This window comes from Burkholderia pseudomultivorans, assembly GCF_001718415.1.
Taxonomy (GTDB): domain Bacteria; phylum Pseudomonadota; class Gammaproteobacteria; order Burkholderiales; family Burkholderiaceae; genus Burkholderia; species Burkholderia pseudomultivorans_A.
In genome coordinates, this window is sequence record NZ_CP013377.1 from 2,796,705 (window position 1) to 2,820,719 (window position 24,015).

A 24,015-nucleotide genomic window follows, 5' to 3' on the forward strand; every position below is an offset into this window, starting at 1 on the left:
TGAACAGAATTTTCATGAACCGGGCTTCCGGCCCGTTACCCGAAACAGACCTCGGCGACGAACCGGAACTCGTACGCTATGTCGACCTGGTGCTGACCAACCGCTGGCTGGTGGCCGGCGTCGCGGCGATCGTCTTCACCGTCGGCACCGCGTATGTGCTGCTGGCGCGGCCGGCCTACGAGTCGAATCTGCTGATTCAGGTCGAAGACAACACGGGCTCCGCCGATACGCTGCTCGGTAGCGTGTCGTCACTCTTCGACGCGAAGATCCAGGCCGCCGCCGAAATCGAAATCCTGAAGTCGCGAATGGTTGTCGACCATGCCGTCAAGAACCTGCGCCTGTATATCGAAGCCACGCCGAAGCGCTTCCCGCTGGTCGGCACTGCAATCGCCGCGCGTACGCCCGGCCTGTCACGCCCCGGCCTGCTCGGGCTTGGCGGCTACGGCTGGGCCAACGAATCGATCGACATCGGCACGTTCGACGTCCCGAAGGCGTTCGAAGACGAAACGTTCGAACTGACGGCACTTTCCGGCGGCCGCTTCCGACTGGACAACGGCGATCTCGACCGGCCGATCGAAGGCGCGCTCGGGCAGCTCGTCGAATCGACACAGGCCGGCGGCACCTTCCGCATTCGCGTGAGTGCGCTTCAGGGTAATCCGGGCGTGGTGTTCCGGGTGAAGCGTCGCTCCGAACTCAAGACGCTGCAAAAGCTGCAGAGGCAGCTGAACGTGTCGGAAATCCGCAAGCAGAGCAACGTCATCAACGTGTCGCTGAAGGGTGAAGATCCGGACACGGTCGCGAACATCCTCAACACGATCGGCAGCGCATACGTTGCCCAGAACGTCAAGCGTAAATCGGCGGAGGCCGAGAAGTCGCTCGCATTCCTCGAGAGCGTCGCACCGCAATTGAAGCAGAACCTGGAACGGGCCGAAGCGAAATACAACGCGATGCGGCGCAAGCGGGGCACGTTCGATCTCGGCATCGAGGCGCAAGCCTATCTGCAGGACAGCATCGCCACGCAGGCGACGCTGCTCGCGCTGCAGCAAAAGCGCGCGGACGCGTCCACGCGGTTCGCGCCCGGCCATCCCGACATGCAGGCGCTCGATCGGCAGATCGACGGCGCGAAACAGAAAATCGACGCATTGTCAGCCCGCCTGCGCGCGTTTCCCGATATCGAACAGGACGAACTGCGGTTGCGACGCGATGTCGAGGTCGGCAACGCGATGTACGTCGGTGTGTTGAACAACATCCAGCAACTCAAGCTGGTGTCGGCGGGAAAAGTCGGCAACGTGCGCGAAGTGGATAACGCGCCTGTTCCGGAGGAACCGGTCGAACCGCGCAAGGCGCTGATCCTCGCGCTGTCCGCCATCCTGGGCGCAATGCTGGGCCTCATGGCAGCGATTGCGCGCGAAGCGTTGTTCGGCGGAGTGAAGGATGCAGGCGACATCGAGCGCCGCACCGGCCTGACGGTCTACGGCACGATACCCGACTCGTCGGCACAGCGCGCGGCCGAGGTATCGGCCAAGCGGCACCGGAGCATCCCGCAGTTGCTCGCGGACGAGAATCCACACGACCCGGCCATCGAGAGTCTGAAAAGCCTGCGCACGGCGCTCGGCCTCGCGCTGCTGGATGCCGACAACAACCGCGTGCTGCTGACCGGGCCGAGCCCGGGCATCGGCAAATCGTTCGTGTCGGCCAACCTGGCCGCCGTGATGGCCGCCGCCGGCCACCGCGTGCTGCTGGTGGACGCCGACATGCGGCGCGGCCATCTGAACGAATCCTTCGACGTACCAAGCTCGCCCGGGTTGTCGGACGTACTGGCCGGGCATGTCCAGCTGCGCGGCGCGACGCGCCGCGTAACGGACGCGCTGGACTTCCTGCCGGCGGGCACCCCGTCGCCGCGCGCGTCCGAGTTGCTGCTCGGTGAATCGACGCTTCGCTCACTCGACGAGATGAGCGCCGCCTACGACGTCGTGATCATCGATACGCCGCCGGTGCTCGCCGTATCGGACGCCACCATTCTGGCACCGCACTGCGCGACGACGTTCCTCGTCACGCGCGCCCGACAGACGACAATCGGCGAAATCGCCGAGTCGGCGAAACAGTTGAACCGGATCTCGTCGGGTCTGCTCGGCGTGCTTTTCAACGGCGTCGATACGCGTGCATTCGGTTACCGCTCCCGATACGGTGCATATCGCTATGCGCCATACGGCCCGGTCGAACCGAGCGACGGCACGCGTCCTGCCGCCGGCCACCGGGCATGCGCGCAGCGGGAGGCATCGTGAGAATCGTGCACGTCGTCGAAACATGGGTGGGCGGCATCGCCACCTACGTTGGCGCGCTGGCTCGCGAGCAGATCGCCCTCGGTAACGAAGTCCTGCTGATTTGCGATCCGGACAAAATGGTCGGCACGGCCGGCATGGAAGGACTGACGCTGATCGGCTACCGGTCGAGCCGGCATCCGGCTCGCATCATCCGTGTTGCGCGCGAAATCCGGGCATTGCTGCAGGCCGCTGCCCCCGACGTGGTCCATTGTCACAGCACATTCCCCGGCCTGTATGTGCGCCTGCTCCGGCATCGTCGCGCGAAGGTCCTGTACACGCCCCATGCGTGGGCGTTCCTGAAGCGAGACGTCGGCATCGCGACGCGGTTCGGGTATGCGCTGACGGAACGCGTGCTGGCCCGGCGGTGCGACCGGATCGTCTGCATGTCGCTCGACGAGCTGCGGGCCGCCCGCAAGTACCGGATGCCGATGTCCAAGGTGGATCTCGTCTATACCGGCATCGCCGGAGACGACGCCAGGACCGCCGTCGATGGTCCCCGCCGCAGCGCGACGATCCGCGTCGGCTACTTCGGACGCCTCGATTACCAGAAGGGTTTCGACATCGTGCTCGATGCCGTGCCGACGCTGAAGCCGGACATCGAAGTCAACGTGTACGGGACAGCCGTGCGCGGTGGCGTCGAGACGGGCCGCACCAGCGACGAGCGGATCGTTTACCACGGGTGGGTCGATGCCGCGACGACGAAGGCTGCGATGCAGGCCATGGACGTCGTGATCGTGCCGTCCCGCTGGGAAGGGCTGGCGCTGGTGCCGATCGAGGCGATGCGTGCGGGCAAGGTGGTGGTCGTGTCCGGAGAAAGCTCGCTGCCCGAGCAGGTGATCCATGGCTACAACGGAATCATCCTCACCGAACTCACCGGCCAATGCCTGGCCGACAACCTGAACCGCCTGACGGCCGACACCTGCCGGCGCATGGGCGACAACGCCCGGCACGTGTTCGACCACACCTTCAGGAAGGAGCATTTCCTGAAATCGCTGATGCGGATCTATGAACAAGCCTGACGTCTATCTCCTGCACGCGTACAGCTCGCGAAACAGCGGCGACGGCCTGCTGGTCAAGCTGAGTCTGAAGGCGATCCGCGCGGCCGGCATCGACGGCGTCGTCACCGTCGTCTGCCTCGATCCGGCGTCGTTCCACGGCTATCTCGACGATGCGAAGGTGCGCCTCTGGTCGCTGGCCCGGTTCTGCCTCGAGTCGGTCCGCCGTTTTGGCCGCGCGCGGCCCGAGTTGTTCTTCGGCGTGGGCGGTGGTTACCTGCGCGCGTCCAGCGGCGTGGAGGGCTGGAAATCGCTCTTCGCTCATGGCAGCCAACTGGCATGCGTGGCGCTGCGGCGCTCGAAGCGCTCGATCTATCTGCCGCAGAGCATCGGTCCGCTGAAGTCGCTGCCCGGCACCTTGCTGGCGGCGCTGGTTCGGCGTTGCGTCGACGTCGTGTTCCTGCGCGACAACCAGAGCGTCGCCGAACTCGCGCATCCGCACGGCATTCGCACCGGCGATCTCGTCGTACTCGAGATCGGCCGGGCACCGCACGGCGAGCCGGATACCCAGCGATGCGCGCGGCAACCCCGGCCGATTCGCTTCGTGTTCCGAGACCTGAAGGGCAAGTCGTATCGCGACGACTATGTCGTCAACCTGCGCCGCCTCGGCAAGCTGTTGCCGGAAGCGGGATTCGCGCTGCAAAGCAGTGGTCGCGGCAACGGCGACGACACGTTCTATCAGGATACGTTCGGCGTCGGGCGGGTCGACGACCTGGCCACGCTCGTTGCGCGCGAGCGTCCGGTGGTCGTTTCCGTCCGGCTGCACGGCAGCCTCGAAAGCGTGCTGGCCGGCGTGCCGAGCATTCATATCGCGTACGAACGCAAAGGGCAGGCCGCTTACGACGATCTCGGCCTGTCGCGCTACGTGGTGCATGCCAGCGACTTCGATGCGGAACGGGTCGCCGCGCTCGCGCGCGAGATCGCGCAGGACGACAGCAGTTACTGGCGGGCACTGCGCGCGGGAGATGCGGGTCGCTACAACGAGATGGTGGAAAGGATCCGACATGAAATCGAGCAATTCAATCACCTTCGTGATGGACGGTAATTTTTCGCGGGTCGGCCGCGAAATCTACAGTCCGCACATGGGTCACGAGAAATTCGCCGGCCGCTTCGCGCCACATTTCGATTCGGTGCGGATCGTCGCGCGCGCGTTTCCGAAGGCCCGGCCGATCGGTTCGCTCGTAACCGGACCGAATACGTCGTTCGTCGATCTCGGTGCAATTCGCGGCGCTCGCCATTGGCTGCCGGCCTTGCCGCGCACGATCGCACGCCTGGTCCATGCGATCCGCAGTGCGCAAACGCTGATGATCCGCTTTCCGGGCAACGTCGCGACACTTGCCCTGCTGCTGTGCTGGATCACGCGCAAGCCGTTCTCGGCCGAAATCGTGGCCGATCCGGAGGACTACTTCAGCAAGGGGGCGTCTAATCATCCGCTCCGCCGCGTCGCGAAATGGCTGCATTGCCGTTCGACCGCGCTCGCCGCACGACGCGCACAAAGCGTGCGATACGTGACTGACGGCTACCTGCAGGCAAAATATCCGCCGCGCACGCACACCGTCTCGTTCGGCTTCAGCGACGCCTTCCTGCCGGACGGGCTGTTCGCCGCGCGCAATCTCGATGCGTTCGCTCGGACCGGGCCGCTGCGGCTGATCAACGTCTCGATGATGCATAACCGGAGCAAGGGGCACGTGGCGCTGCTCGAGGCCGTGGCGCGCCTGAAGCGCAAACACGTGGCCGTCGTCCTCACGCTCGTCGGCGACGGCGTGTTGCGCGTCGAACTCGAGGCACTGACGCATGCACTGGATATCGCCGACGTGGTGACGTTCCGCGGGCAAGTGGCGTCGGAGGCTGCCTGCGCGGCCGTCGCGGAACACGATCTGTTCGTGCTGCCGTCGCTTCAGGAAGGCATGCCGCGCGCGATGCTTGAAGCGATGGCCGTCGGCACGCCGGTGCTCGGTGCGCGTGTGGGCGGAATCCCGGAAGTGCTGCCGGTCAGCGACATGATCCGTGCCGGCTCGGTCGAAGCAATAGAAACCGCGATCGAGGCGATCTGGCGCGACCCGGCGCGGCTCGTCGCCATGCGCGCGCGCCAACGGGCGAAAGTCGCCGGTTTCGCCTATTCGGCGCTGCAGGAAAAGTACGACGCGTACTGTCGTTACCTGGTCGAGCAATGCGCCGCCTGAACACCGACCTGATCCATGTCGTCGCCAGTGCCGGATTGCCGGCACTGGTGAACTTCGCTGTGGCGGCGCTGGCGCTGCATCTCTTCGACCCCGTTCTGGTCGGGCGTTCGTATGCGCTGCTGGCATTGTTCTACGTCGCGATCGACGTGTTCAACTTCGGCTCGGCGCGCATCTATACGATCGATCGCATCCGTGCGCGGTTTCCGAGCCTGCTGCGGCTGGACTGCATCAGCGCGATCGGTTCGACCGTGCTGTTCTGCACGGCTTGCGCGCTGCTGGGCCGAACCGGATCGATCGCGCTGCCGAACGCGGCCCCGACGCTCGTGATCGCCTCCGTGTGCTATGGGTTGTCGCACTTCGCGCTCGGTTTCTTCAGGATGACGGCGCGCAACGGCGTGGTATTGGCAATCTCGACGATCTCCGCGTTTTCGCGTCTGGGTGTGATCGCATTGCTCGCCAAATTCGCGGGCTTGCGCAGCCATTTCCCCGATCTGCTGCTGCTGGTCGAAGCAGCGTATGGCGCAATGCTGCTGGTCGCCTACCTGTGGCTAAGTGACCGCGACACGGCCGGTCGTGAACCGGCCCGCCACCTGACAGACGCCCGCGGGGGGCTCGGCTGGTATCGCGACTTCATTGTGCAGGCGCATCGCGAAATGCTGAGCAGCTGGTACGCCAACGCCGTGCTGTCCGGCGCCAAGCATCTGGACGTATTGATCGTTTCAGCCGTGGCCGGGCCAGCCGGCGCAGCACTGTATCGCGTCGCCAAGGGTTTCAATAATCTGGCCTTCAACTTCGGTCAGTCGTTCTCGCTGGCGGTCGGCGAAAACGGCGCGCGCGTGTTGCAGTTGATCAGCGGTGTCGGGTTCGGTCGCAAAGTGGCAGCGCCCCTGCTGGCGGTCTTGGTCGCGTTGACCATCGCGTCGTACGCGTTGCTGGAAATCCGGCTGTTTCCGGCTGAATCGCTCGGGAGCAGGGCTCATCAGTTCGTGTTCGCGTTCGCCGTGCTGCTGGGTGCGTGCCTGGTGTTTCTCTGCCGAATCCTCTCGCTGTGGCTGTATGCGCACAGCCGTCGGACCTTCGTGAAGATGGCGTCGTTCGAGGCGACCCTCACACTGGCACTGGTCGCGACGCTCGGCTGGAAGTTCGAGGCCTATGGCGCAATTTGCGGCGTCGGCGCGGCGGCGCTCGTCATCCTGACGGCGTCGTATGTCCGACTGACGAACCGCGCGTCGCATCCCGCATCGCGCCAGGCAACGGGCCGGACAGGCAAATATTGAACAGGCGCCTTGATGAAACGACGATCCTTCATCGCGACAGCGGGCGCTGCCGCACTGGCCCCCGGCGAACTGCTTCACGCGCGCACCGCCGGGGCCGATGATGCGCCGCGCACGCGCAAGGTCTTTGCCCATTACATGGTCGCGTGGCCAAGAGACGGAAAAACGGCGGGCCCGGATCAGTATGCAGGCGAGATACGCGACGCAATGGCGGCCGGCATCGACGGCTTTGCGCTGAATTGCGGCGGGTGGAGCGCAGTCGAGCCGTACTACAAGCGGCGGGTCGAGGCGATGTACGATGCGGCCGACCGGTTCGACGGCGCATTCGCGCTGTTCGTGTCCGCCGACGGCAACGCGCAGGACGAACTCGAGGACATCGTCCGGACTGTCCGCGGGCGCCGCGCGCAGATGATGGTAAACGGACGTCCCATGTTGTCGGCATACGCGCTGGGCGGGCTCGAAGGCGCCCGCGCGCAATCGCTGCTTGAACGAGCGCAGCGCCTCGGCGTCTATTTCGTGCCACACCTGTTCCCGCATACCGGCGAACGGGAAATCGACGCGAACGCGGCAGCCGACATCGTCGAGCGCATCGGCCCGGCGGACGGCTACTTCTACTTCGGCGCGGCGGGCGCGCCATCGCTTCTGGCCCGCTCCACGCGTGCGCTCGCCACGGCCCTGCGCGACGCCGGCAAGGCCTTCATGGCCCCGGTGACGCCATACTACCGAGGATTGCCGCAAGGCACGAACTATCGCGCGTTCGAGACGGACGGGTTTGCCGGCATGGCTGAAGAATGGCGCGCCGCGATCGAGTCGCGCGCGACCTGGGTGCAGATCGTGACCTGGAACGACTGGGCCGAGTCGACGTACGTCGCGCCAACCGGCGGAGCCCGGCAAGCCGCCGTCTATCATGCGCGCTTCGGACCGATCCTGAGCCACGAGGGCTATCTACGCGCGTCGCACCATTACATCCGGTGGTTCAAGACGGGCAGCCCGCCGCCGGTCGTGTACGACGAACTGTTCTATTTCTATCGCCTCTTTCCGGCCGCATCGGCCTGTGCGCCGCCGCGCATGCCGCAGGGGACGCTGCTCGATCGCATTTTCGTATGCGTGTTGCTGGCGCATCCCGCCCAGTTGGCCGTCCGGCAGGACGGGCGAGCAGATCACCGGCTGCTGCCAGCCGGCATTTCGTTCGTCGACGTTCCGAGCTTACCCGGGCAGCCCAGGTTCACGATCGTTCGCAACGGGCGGATCGTCCTCGATCGTATCGGCGAACTCGCCATCACGGAACGCGACTTCAGCAGCCGGTACGGTTACTACAGCGGCTGGGCCTCCGGAGCGCCATCGCGATGAATGCCCGACGATCACCCGTCGGCGCGCGCCGACAGGACGGCCCCTGGCGGGCGGCTGGAATGACTTTCATCATCGGCGCGCTGGCCGCGATCGTCGCGACGCTCCTGCTGACCGAGCGCATGCACGGCGTGCTGCTGTTGCTGAACGGCACGCTACTGCTGGCGATTGCCGGCATACGGCCGAGCAACCCGACCGTGCGCTGGTTCCGGGTCTTCCTGTTCTTCATTCTGGGCGTTTTTCCGTTCTGGCAACTGCTGGCCGGCGACGAGATTTATCTTCGCCTGCTGCCGCAGGACAGCTTGCCCGTCGCGCTGTGGTACGGTTTGAGCCTCCTCGGCGTGCTGGTCGTCAAGCTGACGCTCGACGCACACGCCAGCCGCCTCCGAGCGTTCGAATGGCGATTCGAGCCGGGCGTGCGCGCCGGCGGCCTCGCATATCTGTTCGCGCTGCTGTCACTCGGTGCGCTCGCGTTCATCTACGTCAAGCTGGGTGGCTATGCACGAATTGCCGAGTTGTACGGCGCGCGTGTCGAACTGTCCGGTACCGATAACGATCCGTTTCGCGGGCTCGGGGTCGTCCAGGCGCTGGCCAACACGTCGCCACTATGGGTCTTCGTCTGCCTGACGATGCGCCGGCGCCGCAGCACGTGGCTCACCGCCGTGGCCTTCATTCAGCTCGGCGTGCTGGGCTGGCTCTCGTCGGGCATCGCCGGGAGTCGCCAGGGTATCGTTTTCGTGCTGGTATTCGCGCTGTTCGTCCATCACGCTTTCGTCGCGCCGATCGGCCCGCGTACGATCAGGACCGCGGGCATCGGCGTGGCGCTCGTCGGCCTTCTGCTGATGCCGCTGAAGTTCGGCCTCGGCTACGACGACATCGCGAACCTGTCGCAGCGGTTCGCCGAGCAGCGCGATCTTGAGCTGAGCATGGGGCCGGTCAGTGCGTTCCTGTTCCGCGACCTGTCGCGCTTCGACGTGCAGACTCTCGCTATCGATACCGTCACGCAACCGGGTTACGAGTATCCGATAGGGCGCAGCTTCGCCGGCGCATTCGCGTCCATCGTGCCGAGTGCGCTGTGGAGCGATCGGCCCGATACGTTCGCGCTCGAAAAATCCGAAATCGTTCGCGATCTCGAGCGTACCTCGCTCGACAAGACAACGCTGCTGTTCGGCATGCCGGGGGAGTTCCTGGTGAACTTCGGCATCGCGGGGTTCGTCATGGCGTTCGCGATTCCCGCGCTGCTGCTCGTCTTGCAGAACAACGTGGGCGCGCGTTCCCGCAAATGGCTGCCGCTGCGAGCCGTGATGTGGCCGCTGCCATTCCTGTTCTTCCTGTTCGACTCGAACGTGCTCGTGTACTACACCGTGCGCTGGATCCTCCTGTTCGGCGTACCGATGGCGTTCGTGCTGCGCTGGCCGCAATCATCGCGGGCCCCGTCAGCGCCCTGCAAGCAAAATCAGCCCAGTCCGATAGGCGACACCCTGCACGCCCGATATGCTTCATGGGTGCGGCGACGGTGAAGCCCTATTCATGTCGGAGTGAGTGCGGGAACCTATCCCCACCGTTCGCCGCACCCTGCCTTGGTGCGATCGCGCTTCGGCGCGGACGCTCGGTGGTGGTCGGTGGGCGCGGCCACGACAGAGATTGACAAGTGTTGAAACGCTAACGCTGCCATATGCGAACACCGAGCGTCCGCGCCGAAGCGCGATTGCGTCCCGTGTCCACCGACGGCATTCGCCCTTCTTCCGCGTGCACCGCCGCCCGTGCGCGGCGGTCGCGCATCATTCAGAAAATCGAAACGCACGTCGATATAGTTTTCTAAAAATACTGCAATATCTCCAATTAACGTCATTTCAATAAATCAACACCCATCGGTTTTCGATTTATTGAACAATAACCATTCTCAGGCGAATATTTTTTCATTTATTTTTTGACATGCTTTCCAAACCGCGTTTCAAACGGCAAACGTTTGCGCAACGCGGGGAGACGCCTTAACCAACGTCCTTCAGGAGGAAAGCATGGCCGACTTTCAAACGTCATCGAATCGTGCCGGTGAATTCTCTATTCCGCCGAATACCGATTTCCGCGCGATTTTCTTCGCGAATGCCGCCGAGCAGCAGCACATCAAGCTGTTTATCGGCGACAGCAGCGAACCCGCCGCCTATCACAAGCTGACGACGCGCGACGGCCCGCGCGAAGCCACGCTGAATTCCGGCAACGGCAAGATCCGCTTCGAGATCACGGTGAACGGCAAGCCGTCGGCCACCGACGCGCGACTCGCGCCGATCAACGGCAAGAAATCGGACGGTTCGCCGTTTACGGTGAACTTCGGAATCGTCGTGTCGGAAGACGGCCACGACAGCGACTACAACGACGGCATCGTCGTGCTTCAGTGGCCGATCGGCTGATCGAACGATTCATCGACGGCCGCCGCCCCGCTGCCGGTATCGCGGGTCGGCGGCTTCGTCATCCGACGCTGCCATCCATCGACGGCAGACCGGGTGCGGCACGTCCCGCGCCACGACCGATATCGCAACGGCGACGGGGCCAACCACACGTTGCGAATTCGCGGGATTCCCGGCATGCCCGCTTGCAGTCCCACGCTGTGCTCCGCGCGCGACGGCGGCGAGACCCGCTCGCCGGCCGCACGACGCGAGAGATTCCATCATGACGAGGACGACATGTCACAACCGTTTACCCATGACGATCTGTATGCGCTGCTGCAACTCGCCGGCAACGACGCTACCGCCGTGCAGTCGAACGGCGACCAGGCGGTACTCGACCGGATGCGCCAGTTCATGACCGCGCAGCTCGTCGAAAAACTGCCGCAGTACGATGTCTTCGTCGACATCGCGACCATCCCGTACAGCTTCGATGTCGGCAGCTGGCAGAACAAGGTGAAAACCGATGCGGCAGGACAGGTCGTCGCCTGCACGGTCACGTGGGCCGGCGCGCCCGGCGTGCTGCCCGGCGCCGCGGCAAAGTTCGGCGTCGGCGCGGTGGTCAATTACTTTGCGAAAGCGACGCCGGAGCCCACACCCACACCGACGACCACGACCACCGGCGGCGGCGAACGCGACGGCGTCTTCAACCTGCCGCCGAACATCGCATTCGGCGTAACGGCGCTCGTCAATTCGGCCGCGCAGCAGACGATCGAGGTCTTCGTCGACGACAACCCGAAGCCGGCCGCGACGTTCCAGGGCGCCGGCACGCAGGATGCGAACCTGAACACGCAGATCGTGAACTCCGGCAAGGGGAAGGTGCGCGTGGTCGTGACGGCGAACGGCAAGCCGTCGAAGATCGGCTCGCGTCAGGTCGACATCTTCAAGAAGACGTACTTCGGGCTGGTCGGGTCGGAGGATGGTACGGATGGCGACTATAACGACGGCATCGCAATCCTGAACTGGCCGCTCGGCTGACGGCGTCGCGGTCGCCGCGAGGGCAGTCGCCGGACGCCGTTTCGTCCGGCGATTGCCGTTGTCGTCCCCAATGCCGGTCGAGGGGGCGCCGCAAACCCGCTCGAGAAGCACCGGAGCCAGCTTCCACGGAACCCGTGAACGCATTGCCGTCCGTCGAACCGCGCCGGTCAGGATCGCCATCGCACCCCAACCCAGATTCCACGCATTTCTTTTCATTTTTCCGCTCGCAATATTGGTGAGGTTATTGCTGCAAATCGCCGATTGAGAAATATCCGCAATCAGACGCCGATTAATTTCGGATCGGAAAACAATGGGGATAGTTTCGCTGCGGCGCGGAAAGACTCAGCGCTGCGGCCTCGTAGTGGGACGGACCGGAAACCGGTTGAATTTTGCGGATTTCGTTACCGTACCGAACGCGATCGGGATGCACTCCGGGCTCTGAACAGACCAATAGGACCAATCCTATTTTCCAGAAACCCCGTTTGGTACTCGAACGAAATCAGGACGCTGACGTCGGCCAGCATGCCCGGCCCGCCGCCGACTCCCCGCATGCGCGAACCATCGCGGGCCGGGTACGGTCGAACGCTGCCTGCGCGCGCTCAACCCGCCGCGCATCGTGTCACCCAACCGGAATCCCTTCATGTTTCTCGATCGACTACACCCTGAACGCTGGACGTTCCTGTGGAACGCGCTGTCCACGCTCTCCATCAAACTCTGCGCCGCGCTCGCGCTGCTCGTCGCCGGCTGGTGGCTGTCGAAGCGCATCGGCAACTGGCTGAACCGCCTGCTCGCCAACAAGGAGCGCGTCGACGACACGCTGCGGCCGATCCTCTGCGACGTCGCGGTATGGGGCATCCGCATCGTCGCGATGGTCGGCGCGCTGTCGCAGATCGGCATCGAGACCGCGAGCATCGTCGCGGTGCTCGGCGCCGCGGGCCTCGCGATCGGCCTCGCGCTGCAAGGCACGATGCAGAACATCGCGGCCGGCATCATGCTGCTGTTGCTGCGCCCGTTCAAGGTCGGCGATTACATCGACGGCGGCACGGGCGTGGCCGGCACCGTCGACGAGGTCGGACTGTTCATGACGCGGCTGACCAAGCCGGACGGCATCTGCGAGTATGTGCCGAACAGCGCGCTGTGGGGCAGCGCGATCCGCAACTACACGCGCAACCCGACGCGCCGCCTCGATCTCGAAGTCGAAGTATCCGTGCACGACGACATCGACCGTGCGCTCGACGCGCTGCGCAAGCTGGCGCTCGCCGATCCGGACGTGCTGCAGGACCCGGAACCGAACGTCATGGTGATGCGCTTCGACGACAGCACCGCCGTCGCGAACATGCGCGTATGGACGCACACGGACAAGTTCTGGGACATGCGCTGGCGTCTCGCGCGGCAAGCGCGCAAGGCGCTCGCGAACGCGGACTGCACGCTGCCGATCCGCACGCGCGAGCTGCATATCGTGCACGACGCGGCGCGCCGCACGGACGGCGAGCGCGTCCGGCAGATGTGACGGGCGCGGCGACCGCGATCGCTTCCGATCGGCTTTTTCGTGCGAGCGGCGCTCGAATCAGACCCGTCTGATTCACTGTGCACCTGCACGTCGCGACAATGGCCATGCTGGGCGAGACGGTGGTTTCGGCCAGCGTCCTGGTAGCCAATCTCCGTTCCTTGCCGCCCTTGCGGGCGGCATTTTTTTGCTCGCCGATTCGAACGCGGGCCTTCGATCAGGAAACCACCATGAAAGTACGCGCGACCGTCCTTTGCCGACGCGGCGACCGGATCCTTCTGGTCGCCCGGTTGAATGCCCGCTGGACACTGCCCGGCGGCAAGCCGCGCGACGGCGAATCGCTGCGCGACGCCGCGCGGCGCGAGTTGCAGGAAGAAACCGGTCTCGCATGCGGCCGCGCACGCTACCTGTTCCGGATCGCAGGCACGCACAAACTGCATCACGTGTTTCTCGCCGACATCGAACCTGACGCGATCGCACGCCCGGCGCATGAGATTGCGCATTGCGCGTGGATCGATCGCGAATCCATCGGTTCGCTGCATTGCAGCCAGCCGACCGCTCAGATCGTCGAGCTCGCGTTCGACTGGTTGCGGCAGCCGCGCCTCGAACCCGGCGCAGTCGATCAGGACGCGTTCGCCGATCTCGCGGCCTGACGCATCCCGATCCGCTGCGACATCACATCCTCACGACATCGAGCAGCGACTTCTTCCCGCCCTTGTACGTGAACACCGAAATCACGCCGTGCTTCAGGTCGCCCTGCGGCGTGAAGCTCGTTTCGCCGATCACGCCGCGATAGTCGGTAGCCGGCATCGCGGCCAGCACCTTCGCAGGATTCGTCGAATTCGCGCGCTTCATCGCATCGACGATGATGTAGACGGCGTCGTACGAGAACGGCGCATACACCTGCATCGGCTGGTGGTAGCGCGCTTCGTAGCGCTTCACGAACGCCGCGCCGCCCGGCATCTTCTCGAGCGCCATGCCGGCCTCCGAGCACCCGACGTTGTCGCCGGCCGGGCCTGCGAGCTTCGGCAGGTCGGTCGAGCACACGCCGTCGCCGGCGAGGATCTTCGCGCGCACGCCGAGCTGCCGCGCCTGCTTCGCGAGCGGGCCGCCGGTCGCGTCCATCCCGCCGTACATGATCGCGTCCGGGTTCTCGCCCTTGATCTTCGTGAGGATCGCGCGGAAGTCGATCGCCTTGTCGTTGGTCGCGTCGCGCGACACGATCCGGATGCCGGCGGCCTTCGCCGCCTTCTCGAACTCGGTCGCGAGGCCCTGCCCGTATGCGGTCGAATCGTCGACCACGGCCACCGTCCGGATGCCCATGCTCTTTGCCGCATAGCTGGCGAGCGCCGGCCCCTGCTGTGCGTCGGTCGCGACGACGCGGTACGTCGTCTTGAAGCCCTGCTGCGTATACATCGGATTGGTCGCCGCCTGCGAGATCTGCACGATGCCGCCGTCGCTGTATACACGCGACGCTGGGATCGACGTGCCCGAGTTGTGATGGCCGACGACGCCCACCACCTTGTCGTCGACGAGCCGCTGCGCGACCTGCGTCGCGGTGCGCGGATCGCCCGCGTCGTCCTGCGCGTCGAGTTGCAGCGTGACCTTCCTGCCGCCGATCACGAGCCCCTTCGCATTGATTTCCTCGACCGCGAGCCGCGCACCGTTCTCGCTGTCCTTGCCCAAATGCGCGATCGCGCCCGTCAGCGGCGCGACGTGGCCGATGCGCACGACCTCGTCCGCATGGGCCGAAACCGCGGACAGCGCACAGGCCAGTGCCACTGCACGCGCACACCTCGTGTTGTGATGTCGATTCATGTCGTCTCCTTGTCTCGTCCTGCCTGGTTCGTCTTCGAATACGTCGTTCGTCGAAGGCCGCGCAATGCGCTCACGCGCGCCCCTCGAATCCCAGCAGCACATTGACCGCATTGATGCCGATCTCGTCGACCATGTAGCCGCCTTCCATCACGAACAGCGTCGGCAGCTTCAGGCGCGCGAGCGCCTCGCCAATGCGCAGATAGTCGGGCGAGCGGAGCCGGAAGTGGCTGATCGGATCGTGCTCGAACGTGTCCACGCCGAGCGACACGACGAGCAGCTCGGGCGCATGGGCGGCAATCGCGGCCGTCGCGCGGCCCAGCGCGGCCTCGTACTCGGCCCACAGCGTGCCCTTCGGCAGCGGCAGGTTCAGGTTGAAGCCTTCGCCCGCGCCCACGCCGCGCTCGTCCGCATAGCCCGAGAAGTACGGATACGACACCGGCGGCTCGCCATGGATCGACGCGAACAGCACGTCCGCACGGTCGTAGAAGATGTCCTGCGTGCCGTTGCCGTGATGGAAATCGACGTCGAGCACGGCGACGCGCGCCGCGCCTTGCGCGATCGCGTGCTGCGCGGCGATCGCCGCGTTGTTCAGGTAGCAGTAGCCGCCCATGTACTCGCGGCCCGCGTGGTGGCCGGGCGGGCGGCACAGCGCGAAGGCCGCGCGCGTGCCGCCGTTCGACAGCAGGTCCGCACCCGTCAGCGCCGAGTTCGCGCTCGCGCTGACTGCGTCCCAGGTGCCGGCGTTGATCGGCGCGCCGGCGTCCATCGCGTAGAAGCCGAGCTTGCCGTCGATGAACGCGGGCGGCGTCGCGGCGGCCGGCATCGCGCGCACCGGCCACACGAGCGGCAGCGCCTGGCAGGTGCGGCCGGTCGCGCGCCATTCGTCCCAGGCGCCGGCGAGGAAATCGACATAGCGCGTACTGTGCGCGGCCGCGTAGCGCGCGCGGTCGAACGACTTCGGCGCGATCACGTCGCCGAGACCGGCGGCGCGCACCTGCGCGAGCACCGTTTCGGCGCGAAGCGGATTTTCGAACGATTCGGTGATCGCGCCGTCCTTCAGTTCGACGCCGCGATGCAGTCGGTGATCGCTGCTGTAGACCGTGAGCATGGTTGACCGTTGCGATGAGAGGTGGCAACAGTTTATTGACGGCGCTCGGCAATAGCTTTGCTTTTCGCTTGCGCGTTTCGTACACTTTTGAGAAAACCGCCTACGGAATCTCGAAAATGAGCAAAAATCGCGCTTCGGTCGAACTGGACGGCGTCGACCGAGCGATGCTGCGGCTGTTGCAGGACGACGGCGCGCTGTCGAACGCGACGCTCGGCGAGAAGCTGTCGCTGAGCGTCACGCCGTGCTGGCGGCGGCGCAAGCGGCTCGAGGACGAGCACGTGATCACCGGCTATCAGGCGAACCTCGACCGGCGCGCGCTCGGGATGAACGTGTTCGCGTTCGTGCAGGTCACGTTCAACATGCATTCGGGCCAGGATTCCGATCACTTCGAGGACGTGATCCGGCGTCACGACGAAGTGCTGTCGTGCCACAAGATCACCGGCGCGGCCGACTACATCCTGCAGGTCGTCGCGTCCGATCTCGATGCGTATGCGGAATTCGTCGAGCGCGTGCTGCGCCAGCAGGCGGGCGTGTCGTCGATCCAGTCGAGCCTCGCGCTGCGCGAAGTGAAGTTCTCGTCGCGCGTGCCGGTGCCGGAAGCGTGAAGCCGGCGCTGCGGCGAACACGCGGGCGCCTCGTCCGATTCTCCCGGACGCATCCCATGGAGCACTACCCTATGAAGCGTTTCATCCGTTCCGCGCCGCTGGCCGCCGCGATCGCGTGCGTGTCGGCATTGAGCGCCTGTGCGGCGCCACCGGCTGCGCCGGATCAGTCGTCTGTGCAGGTCGCGCCGCCGCGTGCAGGCGGCGATCGCGACGCGCACGGCTGCATCGGCTCGGCCGGCTACGCGTGGTGCGAGGCGACCGCGCAATGCGAGCGTCCGTGGGAACTCGCGAAGCAGAAGGGTTTTGCGAATTCGGCGCAGGCCTACGAGCAGTTCTGTCGGAACGGCGCCACGCAGTAACGCGACCTTACTCGAACGCGTCGCGGTGCAACGCCGCGACGCGACATGACGTGACGCCTCGACCGCGGTTATCCACAATTCCGCCGGTTCGGGCGGGCCTCGTTCCGGAAACCCGGACGCGCAAAAAACCCTACAAAAACAAGGACAAAATTCGTTTGCGACACAGCAATCGAGTTCGGTTATATTACGCGCCCCTTGCCACCCCGCCCCCCGCAAACGCGTCGCGCACGGCTCTTTCCGGCACGGCCTGAAGCGCCGTCCCGCCGGGCTTTCCACACGGGCCTGCGCGGGTTGCGCGCGCATGGCGGCGGCGACCGCAGGCGTGCATCGAGCGATCCGAAGGTGTCCTTGGCATCGATTTCGTGTGCGCAAATGCGACACCGGCCCGCGCCGATCCGGAATTCCGGATTCGCGATCCGGATTGCCGGAAGCGCTCGGCGCGGCCGGTGCACGCGCCTGCCGGCATCGCGTCCGTCACCGGGCGGCGTGGCAAATCGATGCATCCAAGTTGAAAAAGGTTCTGCTGTGATCAAAACGTTACGGGTAATCCTGTCGGGGCTCGCGCTCTGCGTGGCCGCGTCGTCCGCGCATGCGGCCGACACGAAGAAGGTCGACGTCCTGCTGGTGGGTGGCGGCATCATGAGTTCGACGCTCGGCGTCTGGCTGCACGAGCTGCAGCCGGACTGGTCGATGGCGATGGTCGAGCGCCTCGACGGCGTCGCGCTCGAAAGCTCGAATGGCTGGAACAACGCGGGCACCGGCCACTCGGCGCTCGCCGAGCTGAACTACACGCCGGAAAAGGCGGACGGCAAGATCGACATCTCGAAGGCGATCGAGATCAACGAGTCGTTCCAGATCTCGCGCCAGTTCTGGGCATGGCAGGTCCGCCAGGGCGTGCTGAAGAACCCGCACTCGTTCATCAACTCGACGCCGCACATGAGCTTCGTGTGGGGCGACGACAATGCGCGCTTCCTGAAGAAGCGCTACGAAGCGCTGCAGGCGAGCCCGCTGTTCCGCGGCATGCAGTACTCGGAAGACTACGACCAGATCAAGCAGTGGGTGCCGCTGATGATGGAAGGCCGCGACCGCAAGCAGAAGGTCGCCGCGACGTGGACGCCGATCGGCACCGACGTGAACTTCGGCGAGATCACGCGCCAGTTCGTCGGCTACCTGCAGCGCCAGCCGAACTTCACGCTGTCGCTGTCGAGCGAAGTGCGCGGCATCACGCGCAACGCGGACGGCACATGGCACGTGTCGTGGGTCAAGCTGCATTCGGATGAAGCGCCGCAGGCGGTCGACGCGAAGTTCGTGTTCATCGGCGCGGGCGGCGGTGCACTGCATCTGCTGCAGGCGTCGGGCATTCCCGAGGCGAAGGACTACGGCGCGTTCCCGGTCGGCGGCTCGTTCCTCGTGACGGACAACCCGGACGTCGTCAGCCGGCATCTCGCGAAGGCGTACGGCAAGGCGTCGGTCGGCTCGCCGCCGATGTCGGTGCCGCACCTCGACACGCGCATCATCGACGGCAAGAAGATCATCCTGTTCGGGCCGTTCGCGACGTTCTCGACCAAGTTCCTGAAGAACGGCTCGTACTTCGACCTCGCCAAGAGCACCAACACGCACAACGTGATGCCGATGATGCGCGTCGGCATCGACGAATTCCCGCTCGTCGAGTATCTCGCGGGCCAGTTGATGCTGTCCGACAACGACCGCTTCAACGCGCTGAAGGAATACTTCCCGAACGCGAAGAAGGAAGACTGGCGTCTGTGGCAGGCCGGCCAGCGCGTGCAGATCATCAAGCGCGACCCGGTGAAGGGCGGCGTGCTGAAGCTCGGCACCGAGATCGTCAGCTCGCAGGACGGTAGCATCGCGGGCCTGCTCGGCGCATCGCCGGGCGCATCGACGGCCGCGCCGATCATGCTGAACCTGATGCAGAAGGTGTTCAAGGACAAGGTCGCGACGCCCGAGTGGCAGCAGAAGATCCGCCAGATCGTGCCGAGCTACGGCACGAAGCTGAACGACAGCCCGGCGAAAGTGTATGAGGAATGGGTGTACACGAGCGACGTGCTGCAGCTCGCGCCGCCGCCGAAGATCGACGTCGACGCGCCGTCGCAGGCGACCGGCGTGCCAGCCGTCCGGCCCGCGAAGGCATCGGCCGACATGGCGCTGTAACCCGGCGCAGGCCGCTGTGCCGCGCAACACGGCCGCTCTCCGGAGCGGCCGTTTTTCATTGCGGGCGCGCGCGACGACGCGCGCGCCGGCCGCCGCCGCCCGCATCCGCTAGAATTGCGGCACGCGCGACCCCGTCGCCGCCCGATCCACCCTCCGTATCGGCGCAACCGCACCACCACGCGGCCGCCGGCGCGGCCCGCGCCCGAACCGCGCGAGCGCCGCACGCCATGGCCGCGCCCGCCCGGGCGCGCCATCAACCGAATCAAGCTGGAGAATGACCGTGTTTACCTGCCGAAACCAGAGCTGCGGCACGCAGTGGGCGACGTCCGACGTCGTCATCAAGGACGAAGGCCAGGGCCTGCTGTTCCGCTGCCCGCTGTGCGGCGCGCGCAACTATCTCGAGCGCTTCGAAGACGACGAGGGCAATGTCGTCTACGAGCAGATGGCGGGCCGCCCTTACCTCGGAGACCTGTCCTGACATGAGCCAGCCGACGCCGACTCCCTTCAGCGCGCTGCCGCTGACGCCCGCCGCACTCGCCAATCTCGCGCAGCTCGGCTACGTCGACATGACGCCGATCCAGGCCGCGAGCCTGCCGATCGCGCTCGCCGGCCACGACCTGATCGCGCAGGCGAAGACCGGCAGCGGCAAGACCGCCGCGTTCTCGCTCGCGCTGCTGTCGCGCCTCGACGCACGCCGCTTCGACGTGCAGGCGATGGTGCTGTGCCCGACGCGCGAACTCGCGGACCAGGTCGCACAGGAAGTGCGCCGCCTCGCGCGCGCCGAGGAAAACGTCAAGGTGCTGACGCTGTGCGGCGGCACGCCGATGCGCCCGCAGGCGCAGAGCCTCGAGCACGGCGCGCACATCGTGGTCGGCACGCCGGGCCGCATCATGGATCACCTCGATCGCGGCAATCTGCAGCTCGATGCGCTGAACACGCTCGTGCTCGACGAAGCCGACCGCATGCTCGACATGGGCTTCTTCGACGACATCGCGAAAGTCGCGCGCCTGTGCCCGCCGACGCGCCAGACGCTGCTGTTCTCCGCGACCTATCCGGACGGCATCGCGAAGCTGAGCCAGCAGTTCCTGCGCAACCCGAAGGAAGTGAAGCTCGAAGAGCGCCACGACGACAGCAAGATCCGCCAGCGCTTCTACGAAGTGACGGAAACCGAGCGGCTGCATGCGGTCGGCATGTTGCTGAACCATTACCGGCCGGTCAGCACGATCGCGTTCTGCAACACCAAGCAGCAGTGCCGCGATCTGCTCGACGTGCTGCACGCGCAGGGCTTTCATGCGCTTGCGCTGCACGGCGAGCTCGACCAGCGCGAGCGCGACCAGGTGCTGATCCAGTTCGCGAACCGCAGCTGCTCGGTGCTCGTCGCGACCGACGTCGCCGCGCGCGGGCTCGACATCGCGCAGCTCGAGGCGGTGATCAACGTCGACGTGACGCCCGATCCCGAGGTGCACGTGCACCGCATCGGCCGCACCGGCCGCGCCGATCAGGAAGGCTGGGCGCTGAGCCTCGCGAGCATGGACGAGATGGGACGCGTCGGCGCGATCGAGCAGGCGCAGAAGCGCGACGTCGAATGGCATCCGCTCGCCGAGCTGAAGCCGGCCAGCGACCAGACGCTGCTGCCGCCGATGGAAACGCTGCAGATCCTCGGCGGACGCAAGGACAAGATCCGTCCCGGCGACGTGCTCGGCGCACTGACCGGCGATGCGGGATTCGACGGCAAGCAGATCGGCAAGATCAACGTGACCGAGTTCTCGACCTACGTCGCAGTCGAGCGTGGTATCGCCCAGGACGCGCTGCGCAAGCTCAATGCGGGCAAGATCAAGGGCAAGCGCGTGAAGGTCCGGCTGATGGACGAATGACGCCGACGCGCGCCGCGCGAGCGCCCGCTGCGGCGCTTACGCGGCGCGCTCGCCCAGCATCGCCAGATACCGTTCCACCGCCCCCCATTCCGCGCCGATCCGGCTCAGCGCGACGAGCTCCGATCGCGGCCCGCCCTTCCCGAGTTTCCGATAGACGACGTTCGGCGCCGCGATCCGGCTCAGCGGCGCCGGCGCGAGCGCCACGCCGAGGCCCGCGCCCGTCAGCGCCAGCACCGACAGCGTGCTGCTCACCTTGTGCGCGACGCGCGGCGCGCGGCCGAGCACCTGCCGCAGCACCGCGAGCTGCCCTTCGTCGTCGCCGTCGGCCGCATAGAGAATGAACGGCTCGTCCATCAGCGCCGCGATCGGCACCGTGCGCCGCTTCGCGAGCGGATGCCGGTCGCTCATCACCACCTGCCACGCCCAGCTGCCGACCGTTCGCACCGACAGCTTCGCATCGAAGGCCGTGCCGAACGCCGGGCAATAGCCGATGTCGAGCCGGCCCGCGAGGATCGCGTCCTGCTGCGCGGCGGGCGCCATTTCGTGCAGTTCGAGCGCCACGCCGGGCCAGGCCGCATGAAACGCGATCAGGTCGTCCGACAGCCGCCCCGTCGCGACCGCATTGCCGACGAAGCCGATGCGCACCACGCCCGTCTCGCCCCGCGCGGCACGCTGGATCAGCGTCTTCGCACGCTCGGCCTGCTCGAGCGTGCGCCGCGCCTCGGTCACCAGCAGCCGGCCGGCATCCGTCAGCATCACCTTGCGCGTGCTGCGCACGAACAGCGCCGTGCCCAGCTCGTCCTCGAGCGCGCGGATCTGCACGCTGAGCGCGGGCTGCACGATATGCAGGCGCTCCGCCGCGCGACCGAAATGCCCCTCCTCGGCCACCGCGAGGAAGTAGCGCAAATGTCGAAGATCCATACGCTCGATTGATCACGCAAAACAATCAATCCTGAAATTTAATCTATTGGATCGAAAAATCAACCGCGCGCATCCTGTCGATCGAGCGCTGCGACGCAGCCCGTTTTCACAGGAGCCGAATCATGACCGATCGTCACCGCATCGATGTTCACCAGCATGTCGTGCCGCCGTTCTGGGCCGACGCACTGCCGGCGCACGGCGGCGATCCGTCCGGCTGGCGAAGCCCGGCCTGGAGCCCGGAAAGCGCACTCGCCTTCATGGATTCGCTGCAGATCGAGACCGGTGTGCTGTCGCTGACGGCGCCCGGCGTGCAGGGCTGGAACGGCAGCGCCAAGCGCGATATGGCCCGCCGCATCAACGAATACATGGCCGGCCTCGTCGCGCAATGGCCGACCCGCTTCGGCAACTTCGCGACGCTGCCGCTGCCCGACGTCGACGGCACGCTGGCCGAGATCGACCACGCGTTCGACGCGCTGCACGCCGACGGCGTCGTGCTGCTCAGCAACTACGGCGGCACGTATCTCGGCGACCCAGCGTTCGAACCCGTGTGGGCCGCGCTCGACCGCCGCCGCGCGGTCGTGTTCATCCACCCGGCGAAGCCCGCGATCGACATGCTCCCCGGCATCCCCGGACCGCTGCTCGACTATCCGTTCGACACGACCCGCACGGCACTGCAACTGGTGCTCAACGGCGTGATCGCGCGCTACCCGAACGTGCGCATCATCCTGTCGCATGCCGGCGGCTTCCTGCCGTACGCCGCGTACCGCTTCGCCGAACTCGCGCCGGGCGTGCGCGACGACGTGCCCAACCGCGACGGGCTGCTCGACCTGCTGCGCCGCTTCTATTTCGATACCGCGCTGTCGGCGCCGTCCGCGCTGCCGAGCCTCGCCGCGTTCGCGCAGCCCGATCGCGTGCTGTACGGCAGCGACTTCCCGTATGCGCCGGCGTCCGTCGGCACGTCGTTCACCGCGGCGCTCGACGCGTATCCCGCGCCGGACGCCGACCGGCACGCCGCGATCAATCGCACGAACGCGCTGCCGCTGTTCCCGCGCCTCGCCGAACTCGCGCGCTGACGCGACAACGCGCAACGTGACGCCCGCCGCGACGGCGGCGTCACGCATGCCGAGTCAACCACCCGACACCGTCAGAACGGGATCACGGCCTTCGCCCACACGGCCTCGCCCGCCGGCCGGTTGCGCACGAAGAACTCCTTCACGACGCGCGCCTCCACGCTGATCTTGCTGAACTGATAGCGAAACCCCGGCCCGATCGCGAACGTCTGCCCGCGAAAGCCGTCGCCGGCGGCCGGCTGCCCGTTCTGCATGTCGTCCGTCGTCTGCTTGACGAAATAGCCCGACAGCCCGACGCGCGCCTTCGGCGTCACCGCATAGCTCGCCGAGTAGTCGACATGGAACAGGTTCCCCGAGTGGTAGTGTGTGTCCTTGTTCGGCGAATTGAAGCTGTAGGTGATCTTCGCGGACACCTCGACCTTGTCGTTCGGCAGCCACGTCACGCCGAACACCGGCCGCGCGGTGTAATAGTTTTTGCCGGTGTTCAGCGCCGCATGCATGTCGTACTGGCCGGTCGGGAACACGAATTCGATCGCGGCCACCGTGCGCAACGCGCCCGAGCCCCATGCGATCAGCGCCGGGCTCACGATCAGGTCGCCGAGATTGGTGCGATCGAACGACGCGCCGCCCGCATCCAGCGCCAGATGCTCCATCGGCAGCACCGCATAGGCGCCGTAGCGCCCGCCGAGCACCGACAGGTTCGACATCCAGACCACGCGCGGAATCAGCACGTCCGCATCGAGCTTGAAGCCCGGCACCGAGCCGTTGCCGTGCGAATCGTTGAAGCGCGACGCATGGTAGTGCGTGTAGTACAGCAGCCCGTACAGTCCCGCCGGCGGCAGCGCGCCCGCGAAAAACGCCTCGGCACCCTCGCCGATCGTATCGCCGCCGCCCTCCGTCGCCGATGCGCCGGTGCTCAACGCGATGCCCGCGCACGCGGCGAGCGACATCACTCCGAATGCAGCCTTTCGTTTCATCGATG

The 24,015-nt window shown here is 66.0% G+C and carries 21 protein-coding genes; 17 read left to right on the forward strand and 4 right to left on the reverse strand.

The genetic code is table 11. From position 1 onward, the window contains the following. Positions 1-14: 14 nt before the first annotated feature. From WS57_RS12065 to WS57_RS12115, 11 genes are all read left to right on the forward strand, one after another. Entirely contained in the window at positions 15-2,285 is a 2,271-nt protein-coding gene (locus tag WS57_RS12065; RefSeq protein ID WP_236871890.1) for a polysaccharide biosynthesis tyrosine autokinase, read from the forward strand. Positions 2,286-2,290: 5 nt separating this feature from the next. After that, complete coding sequence (locus WS57_RS12070) at positions 2,291-3,343, forward strand: glycosyltransferase family 4 protein (protein ID WP_236871891.1); 1,053 nt, start codon at positions 2,291-2,293, stop codon at positions 3,341-3,343. Next, entirely contained in the window at positions 3,330-4,424 is a 1,095-nt protein-coding gene (locus WS57_RS12075; protein WP_069244262.1) for a polysaccharide pyruvyl transferase family protein, read from the forward strand. The genes WS57_RS12070 and WS57_RS12075 overlap by 14 nt, the downstream gene beginning before the upstream one ends. Beyond that, positions 4,384-5,562 (forward strand): glycosyltransferase family 4 protein, encoded by a 1,179-nt coding sequence (locus WS57_RS12080; RefSeq protein ID WP_236871892.1) that lies wholly within the window; start codon positions 4,384-4,386, stop codon positions 5,560-5,562. Before WS57_RS12075 ends, WS57_RS12080 begins: the two co-directional genes overlap by 41 nt. Beyond that, entirely contained in the window at positions 5,550-6,839 is a 1,290-nt protein-coding gene (locus WS57_RS12085) for a hypothetical protein (RefSeq protein ID WP_069244263.1), read from the forward strand. Before WS57_RS12080 ends, WS57_RS12085 begins: the two co-directional genes overlap by 13 nt. A gap of 12 nt (positions 6,840-6,851) precedes the next feature. Beyond that, the gene (locus WS57_RS12090) at positions 6,852-8,186 is read left to right on the forward strand and encodes a glycoside hydrolase family 71 protein (RefSeq protein ID WP_069244264.1); all 1,335 of its coding nucleotides are present in this window, start codon (positions 6,852-6,854) and stop codon (positions 8,184-8,186) included. 59 nt (positions 8,187-8,245) lie between these two features. Next, a complete protein-coding gene (locus tag WS57_RS12095; protein ID WP_208610294.1) occupies positions 8,246-9,703 on the forward strand; it encodes a hypothetical protein in 1,458 nt (485 codons plus the stop codon). 498 nt (positions 9,704-10,201) lie between these two features. Further along, positions 10,202-10,591: a fucose-binding lectin II gene (locus tag WS57_RS12100; RefSeq protein WP_069244265.1), complete on the forward strand. Its 390-nt coding sequence runs from the start codon at positions 10,202-10,204 to the stop codon at positions 10,589-10,591. A gap of 273 nt (positions 10,592-10,864) precedes the next feature. Continuing rightward, the gene (locus WS57_RS12105) at positions 10,865-11,602 is read left to right on the forward strand and encodes a fucose-binding lectin II (protein ID WP_059516229.1); all 738 of its coding nucleotides are present in this window, start codon (positions 10,865-10,867) and stop codon (positions 11,600-11,602) included. 640 nt (positions 11,603-12,242) lie between these two features. Next, positions 12,243-13,112 carry a mechanosensitive ion channel family protein gene (locus WS57_RS12110; protein WP_040130612.1) on the forward strand — a complete coding sequence of 290 codons (870 nt, stop codon included), beginning with the start codon at positions 12,243-12,245 and terminating at the stop codon, positions 13,110-13,112. Positions 13,113-13,216: 104 nt separating this feature from the next. After that, a complete protein-coding gene (locus tag WS57_RS12115; protein WP_236871893.1) occupies positions 13,217-13,762 on the forward strand; it encodes an NUDIX hydrolase in 546 nt (181 codons plus the stop codon). Positions 13,763-13,784: 22 nt separating this feature from the next. On the opposite strand, the gene WS57_RS12120 is transcribed toward WS57_RS12115, so the two are convergent. Continuing rightward, positions 13,785-14,927, reverse strand: a complete 1,143-nt coding sequence (locus WS57_RS12120) for a branched-chain amino acid ABC transporter substrate-binding protein (protein ID WP_069244267.1) — start codon at positions 14,925-14,927, stop codon at positions 13,785-13,787. Between the two features lie 70 nt (positions 14,928-14,997). Then, on the reverse strand, positions 14,998-16,035 hold the full coding sequence (locus WS57_RS12125) for a histone deacetylase family protein (RefSeq protein WP_059477584.1): 1,038 nt from the start codon (positions 16,033-16,035) through the stop codon (positions 14,998-15,000). Positions 16,036-16,151: 116 nt separating this feature from the next. On the opposite strand from WS57_RS12125, the gene WS57_RS12130 reads away from it, so the two are divergent. The 5 genes from WS57_RS12130 (at position 16,152) to dbpA (ending at position 21,042) form a co-directional block, all read left to right on the forward strand. Beyond that, positions 16,152-16,640 carry an Lrp/AsnC family transcriptional regulator gene (locus tag WS57_RS12130; RefSeq protein WP_040130616.1) on the forward strand — a complete coding sequence of 163 codons (489 nt, stop codon included), beginning with the start codon at positions 16,152-16,154 and terminating at the stop codon, positions 16,638-16,640. Positions 16,641-16,711: 71 nt separating this feature from the next. Beyond that, positions 16,712-16,999 (forward strand): hypothetical protein, encoded by a 288-nt coding sequence (locus tag WS57_RS12135; protein WP_069244268.1) that lies wholly within the window; start codon positions 16,712-16,714, stop codon positions 16,997-16,999. Between the two features lie 525 nt (positions 17,000-17,524). Beyond that, positions 17,525-19,168 carry a malate dehydrogenase (quinone) gene (gene mqo / locus WS57_RS12140; protein WP_059516248.1) on the forward strand — a complete coding sequence of 548 codons (1,644 nt, stop codon included), beginning with the start codon at positions 17,525-17,527 and terminating at the stop codon, positions 19,166-19,168. A gap of 280 nt (positions 19,169-19,448) precedes the next feature. After that, complete coding sequence (locus tag WS57_RS12145) at positions 19,449-19,646, forward strand: hypothetical protein (RefSeq protein WP_009693032.1); 198 nt, start codon at positions 19,449-19,451, stop codon at positions 19,644-19,646. Between the two features lies 1 nt (position 19,647). Then, a complete protein-coding gene (dbpA, locus tag WS57_RS12150; protein WP_009693031.1) occupies positions 19,648-21,042 on the forward strand; it encodes an ATP-dependent RNA helicase DbpA in 1,395 nt (464 codons plus the stop codon). A 36-nt stretch (positions 21,043-21,078) separates the two neighbouring features. Here dbpA and WS57_RS12155 read toward each other — a convergent pair whose 3' ends face one another. Continuing rightward, complete coding sequence (locus tag WS57_RS12155) at positions 21,079-21,963, reverse strand: LysR substrate-binding domain-containing protein (RefSeq protein WP_059477579.1); 885 nt, start codon at positions 21,961-21,963, stop codon at positions 21,079-21,081. A 122-nt stretch (positions 21,964-22,085) separates the two neighbouring features. On the opposite strand from WS57_RS12155, the gene hndA reads away from it, so the two are divergent. Beyond that, positions 22,086-23,036 carry a 2-hydroxy-1-naphthoic acid nonoxidative decarboxylase gene (gene hndA, locus WS57_RS12160; RefSeq protein ID WP_069244269.1) on the forward strand — a complete coding sequence of 317 codons (951 nt, stop codon included), beginning with the start codon at positions 22,086-22,088 and terminating at the stop codon, positions 23,034-23,036. Positions 23,037-23,107: 71 nt separating this feature from the next. Here hndA and WS57_RS12165 read toward each other — a convergent pair whose 3' ends face one another. Beyond that, positions 23,108-24,010 (reverse strand): SphA family protein, encoded by a 903-nt coding sequence (locus WS57_RS12165; RefSeq protein ID WP_069244270.1) that lies wholly within the window; start codon positions 24,008-24,010, stop codon positions 23,108-23,110. Positions 24,011-24,015 lie beyond the last annotated feature (5 nt).

Excerpts from the sequence above, each read along its gene's own strand:
- WS57_RS12065 (WP_236871890.1), top strand. The coding sequence starts at position 15 with ATGAACCGGGCTTCCGGCCCGTTACCCGAAACAGACCTCGGCGACGAA.
- WS57_RS12075 (WP_069244262.1), top strand. The coding sequence starts at position 3,330 with ATGAACAAGCCTGACGTCTATCTCCTGCACGCGTACAGCTCGCGAAAC.
- WS57_RS12080 (WP_236871892.1), top strand. The coding sequence starts at position 4,384 with ATGAAATCGAGCAATTCAATCACCTTCGTGATGGACGGTAATTTTTCG.
- WS57_RS12085 (WP_069244263.1), top strand. The coding sequence starts at position 5,550 with ATGCGCCGCCTGAACACCGACCTGATCCATGTCGTCGCCAGTGCCGGA.
- WS57_RS12090 (WP_069244264.1), top strand. The coding sequence starts at position 6,852 with ATGAAACGACGATCCTTCATCGCGACAGCGGGCGCTGCCGCACTGGCC.
- WS57_RS12095 (WP_208610294.1), top strand. The coding sequence starts at position 8,246 with ATGACTTTCATCATCGGCGCGCTGGCCGCGATCGTCGCGACGCTCCTG.
- WS57_RS12100 (WP_069244265.1), top strand. The coding sequence starts at position 10,202 with ATGGCCGACTTTCAAACGTCATCGAATCGTGCCGGTGAATTCTCTATT.
- WS57_RS12105 (WP_059516229.1), top strand. The coding sequence starts at position 10,865 with ATGTCACAACCGTTTACCCATGACGATCTGTATGCGCTGCTGCAACTC.
- WS57_RS12110 (WP_040130612.1), top strand. The coding sequence starts at position 12,243 with ATGTTTCTCGATCGACTACACCCTGAACGCTGGACGTTCCTGTGGAAC.
- WS57_RS12115 (WP_236871893.1), top strand. The coding sequence starts at position 13,217 with ATGCTGGGCGAGACGGTGGTTTCGGCCAGCGTCCTGGTAGCCAATCTC.
- WS57_RS12120 (WP_069244267.1), bottom strand. The coding sequence starts at position 14,927 with ATGAATCGACATCACAACACGAGGTGTGCGCGTGCAGTGGCACTGGCC.
- WS57_RS12125 (WP_059477584.1), bottom strand. The coding sequence starts at position 16,035 with ATGCTCACGGTCTACAGCAGCGATCACCGACTGCATCGCGGCGTCGAA.
- WS57_RS12130 (WP_040130616.1), top strand. The coding sequence starts at position 16,152 with ATGAGCAAAAATCGCGCTTCGGTCGAACTGGACGGCGTCGACCGAGCG.
- WS57_RS12135 (WP_069244268.1), top strand. The coding sequence starts at position 16,712 with ATGAAGCGTTTCATCCGTTCCGCGCCGCTGGCCGCCGCGATCGCGTGC.
- dbpA (WP_009693031.1), top strand. The coding sequence starts at position 19,648 with ATGAGCCAGCCGACGCCGACTCCCTTCAGCGCGCTGCCGCTGACGCCC.
- WS57_RS12155 (WP_059477579.1), bottom strand. The coding sequence starts at position 21,963 with ATGGATCTTCGACATTTGCGCTACTTCCTCGCGGTGGCCGAGGAGGGG.
- hndA (WP_069244269.1), top strand. The coding sequence starts at position 22,086 with ATGACCGATCGTCACCGCATCGATGTTCACCAGCATGTCGTGCCGCCG.
- WS57_RS12165 (WP_069244270.1), bottom strand. The coding sequence starts at position 24,010 with ATGAAACGAAAGGCTGCATTCGGAGTGATGTCGCTCGCCGCGTGCGCG.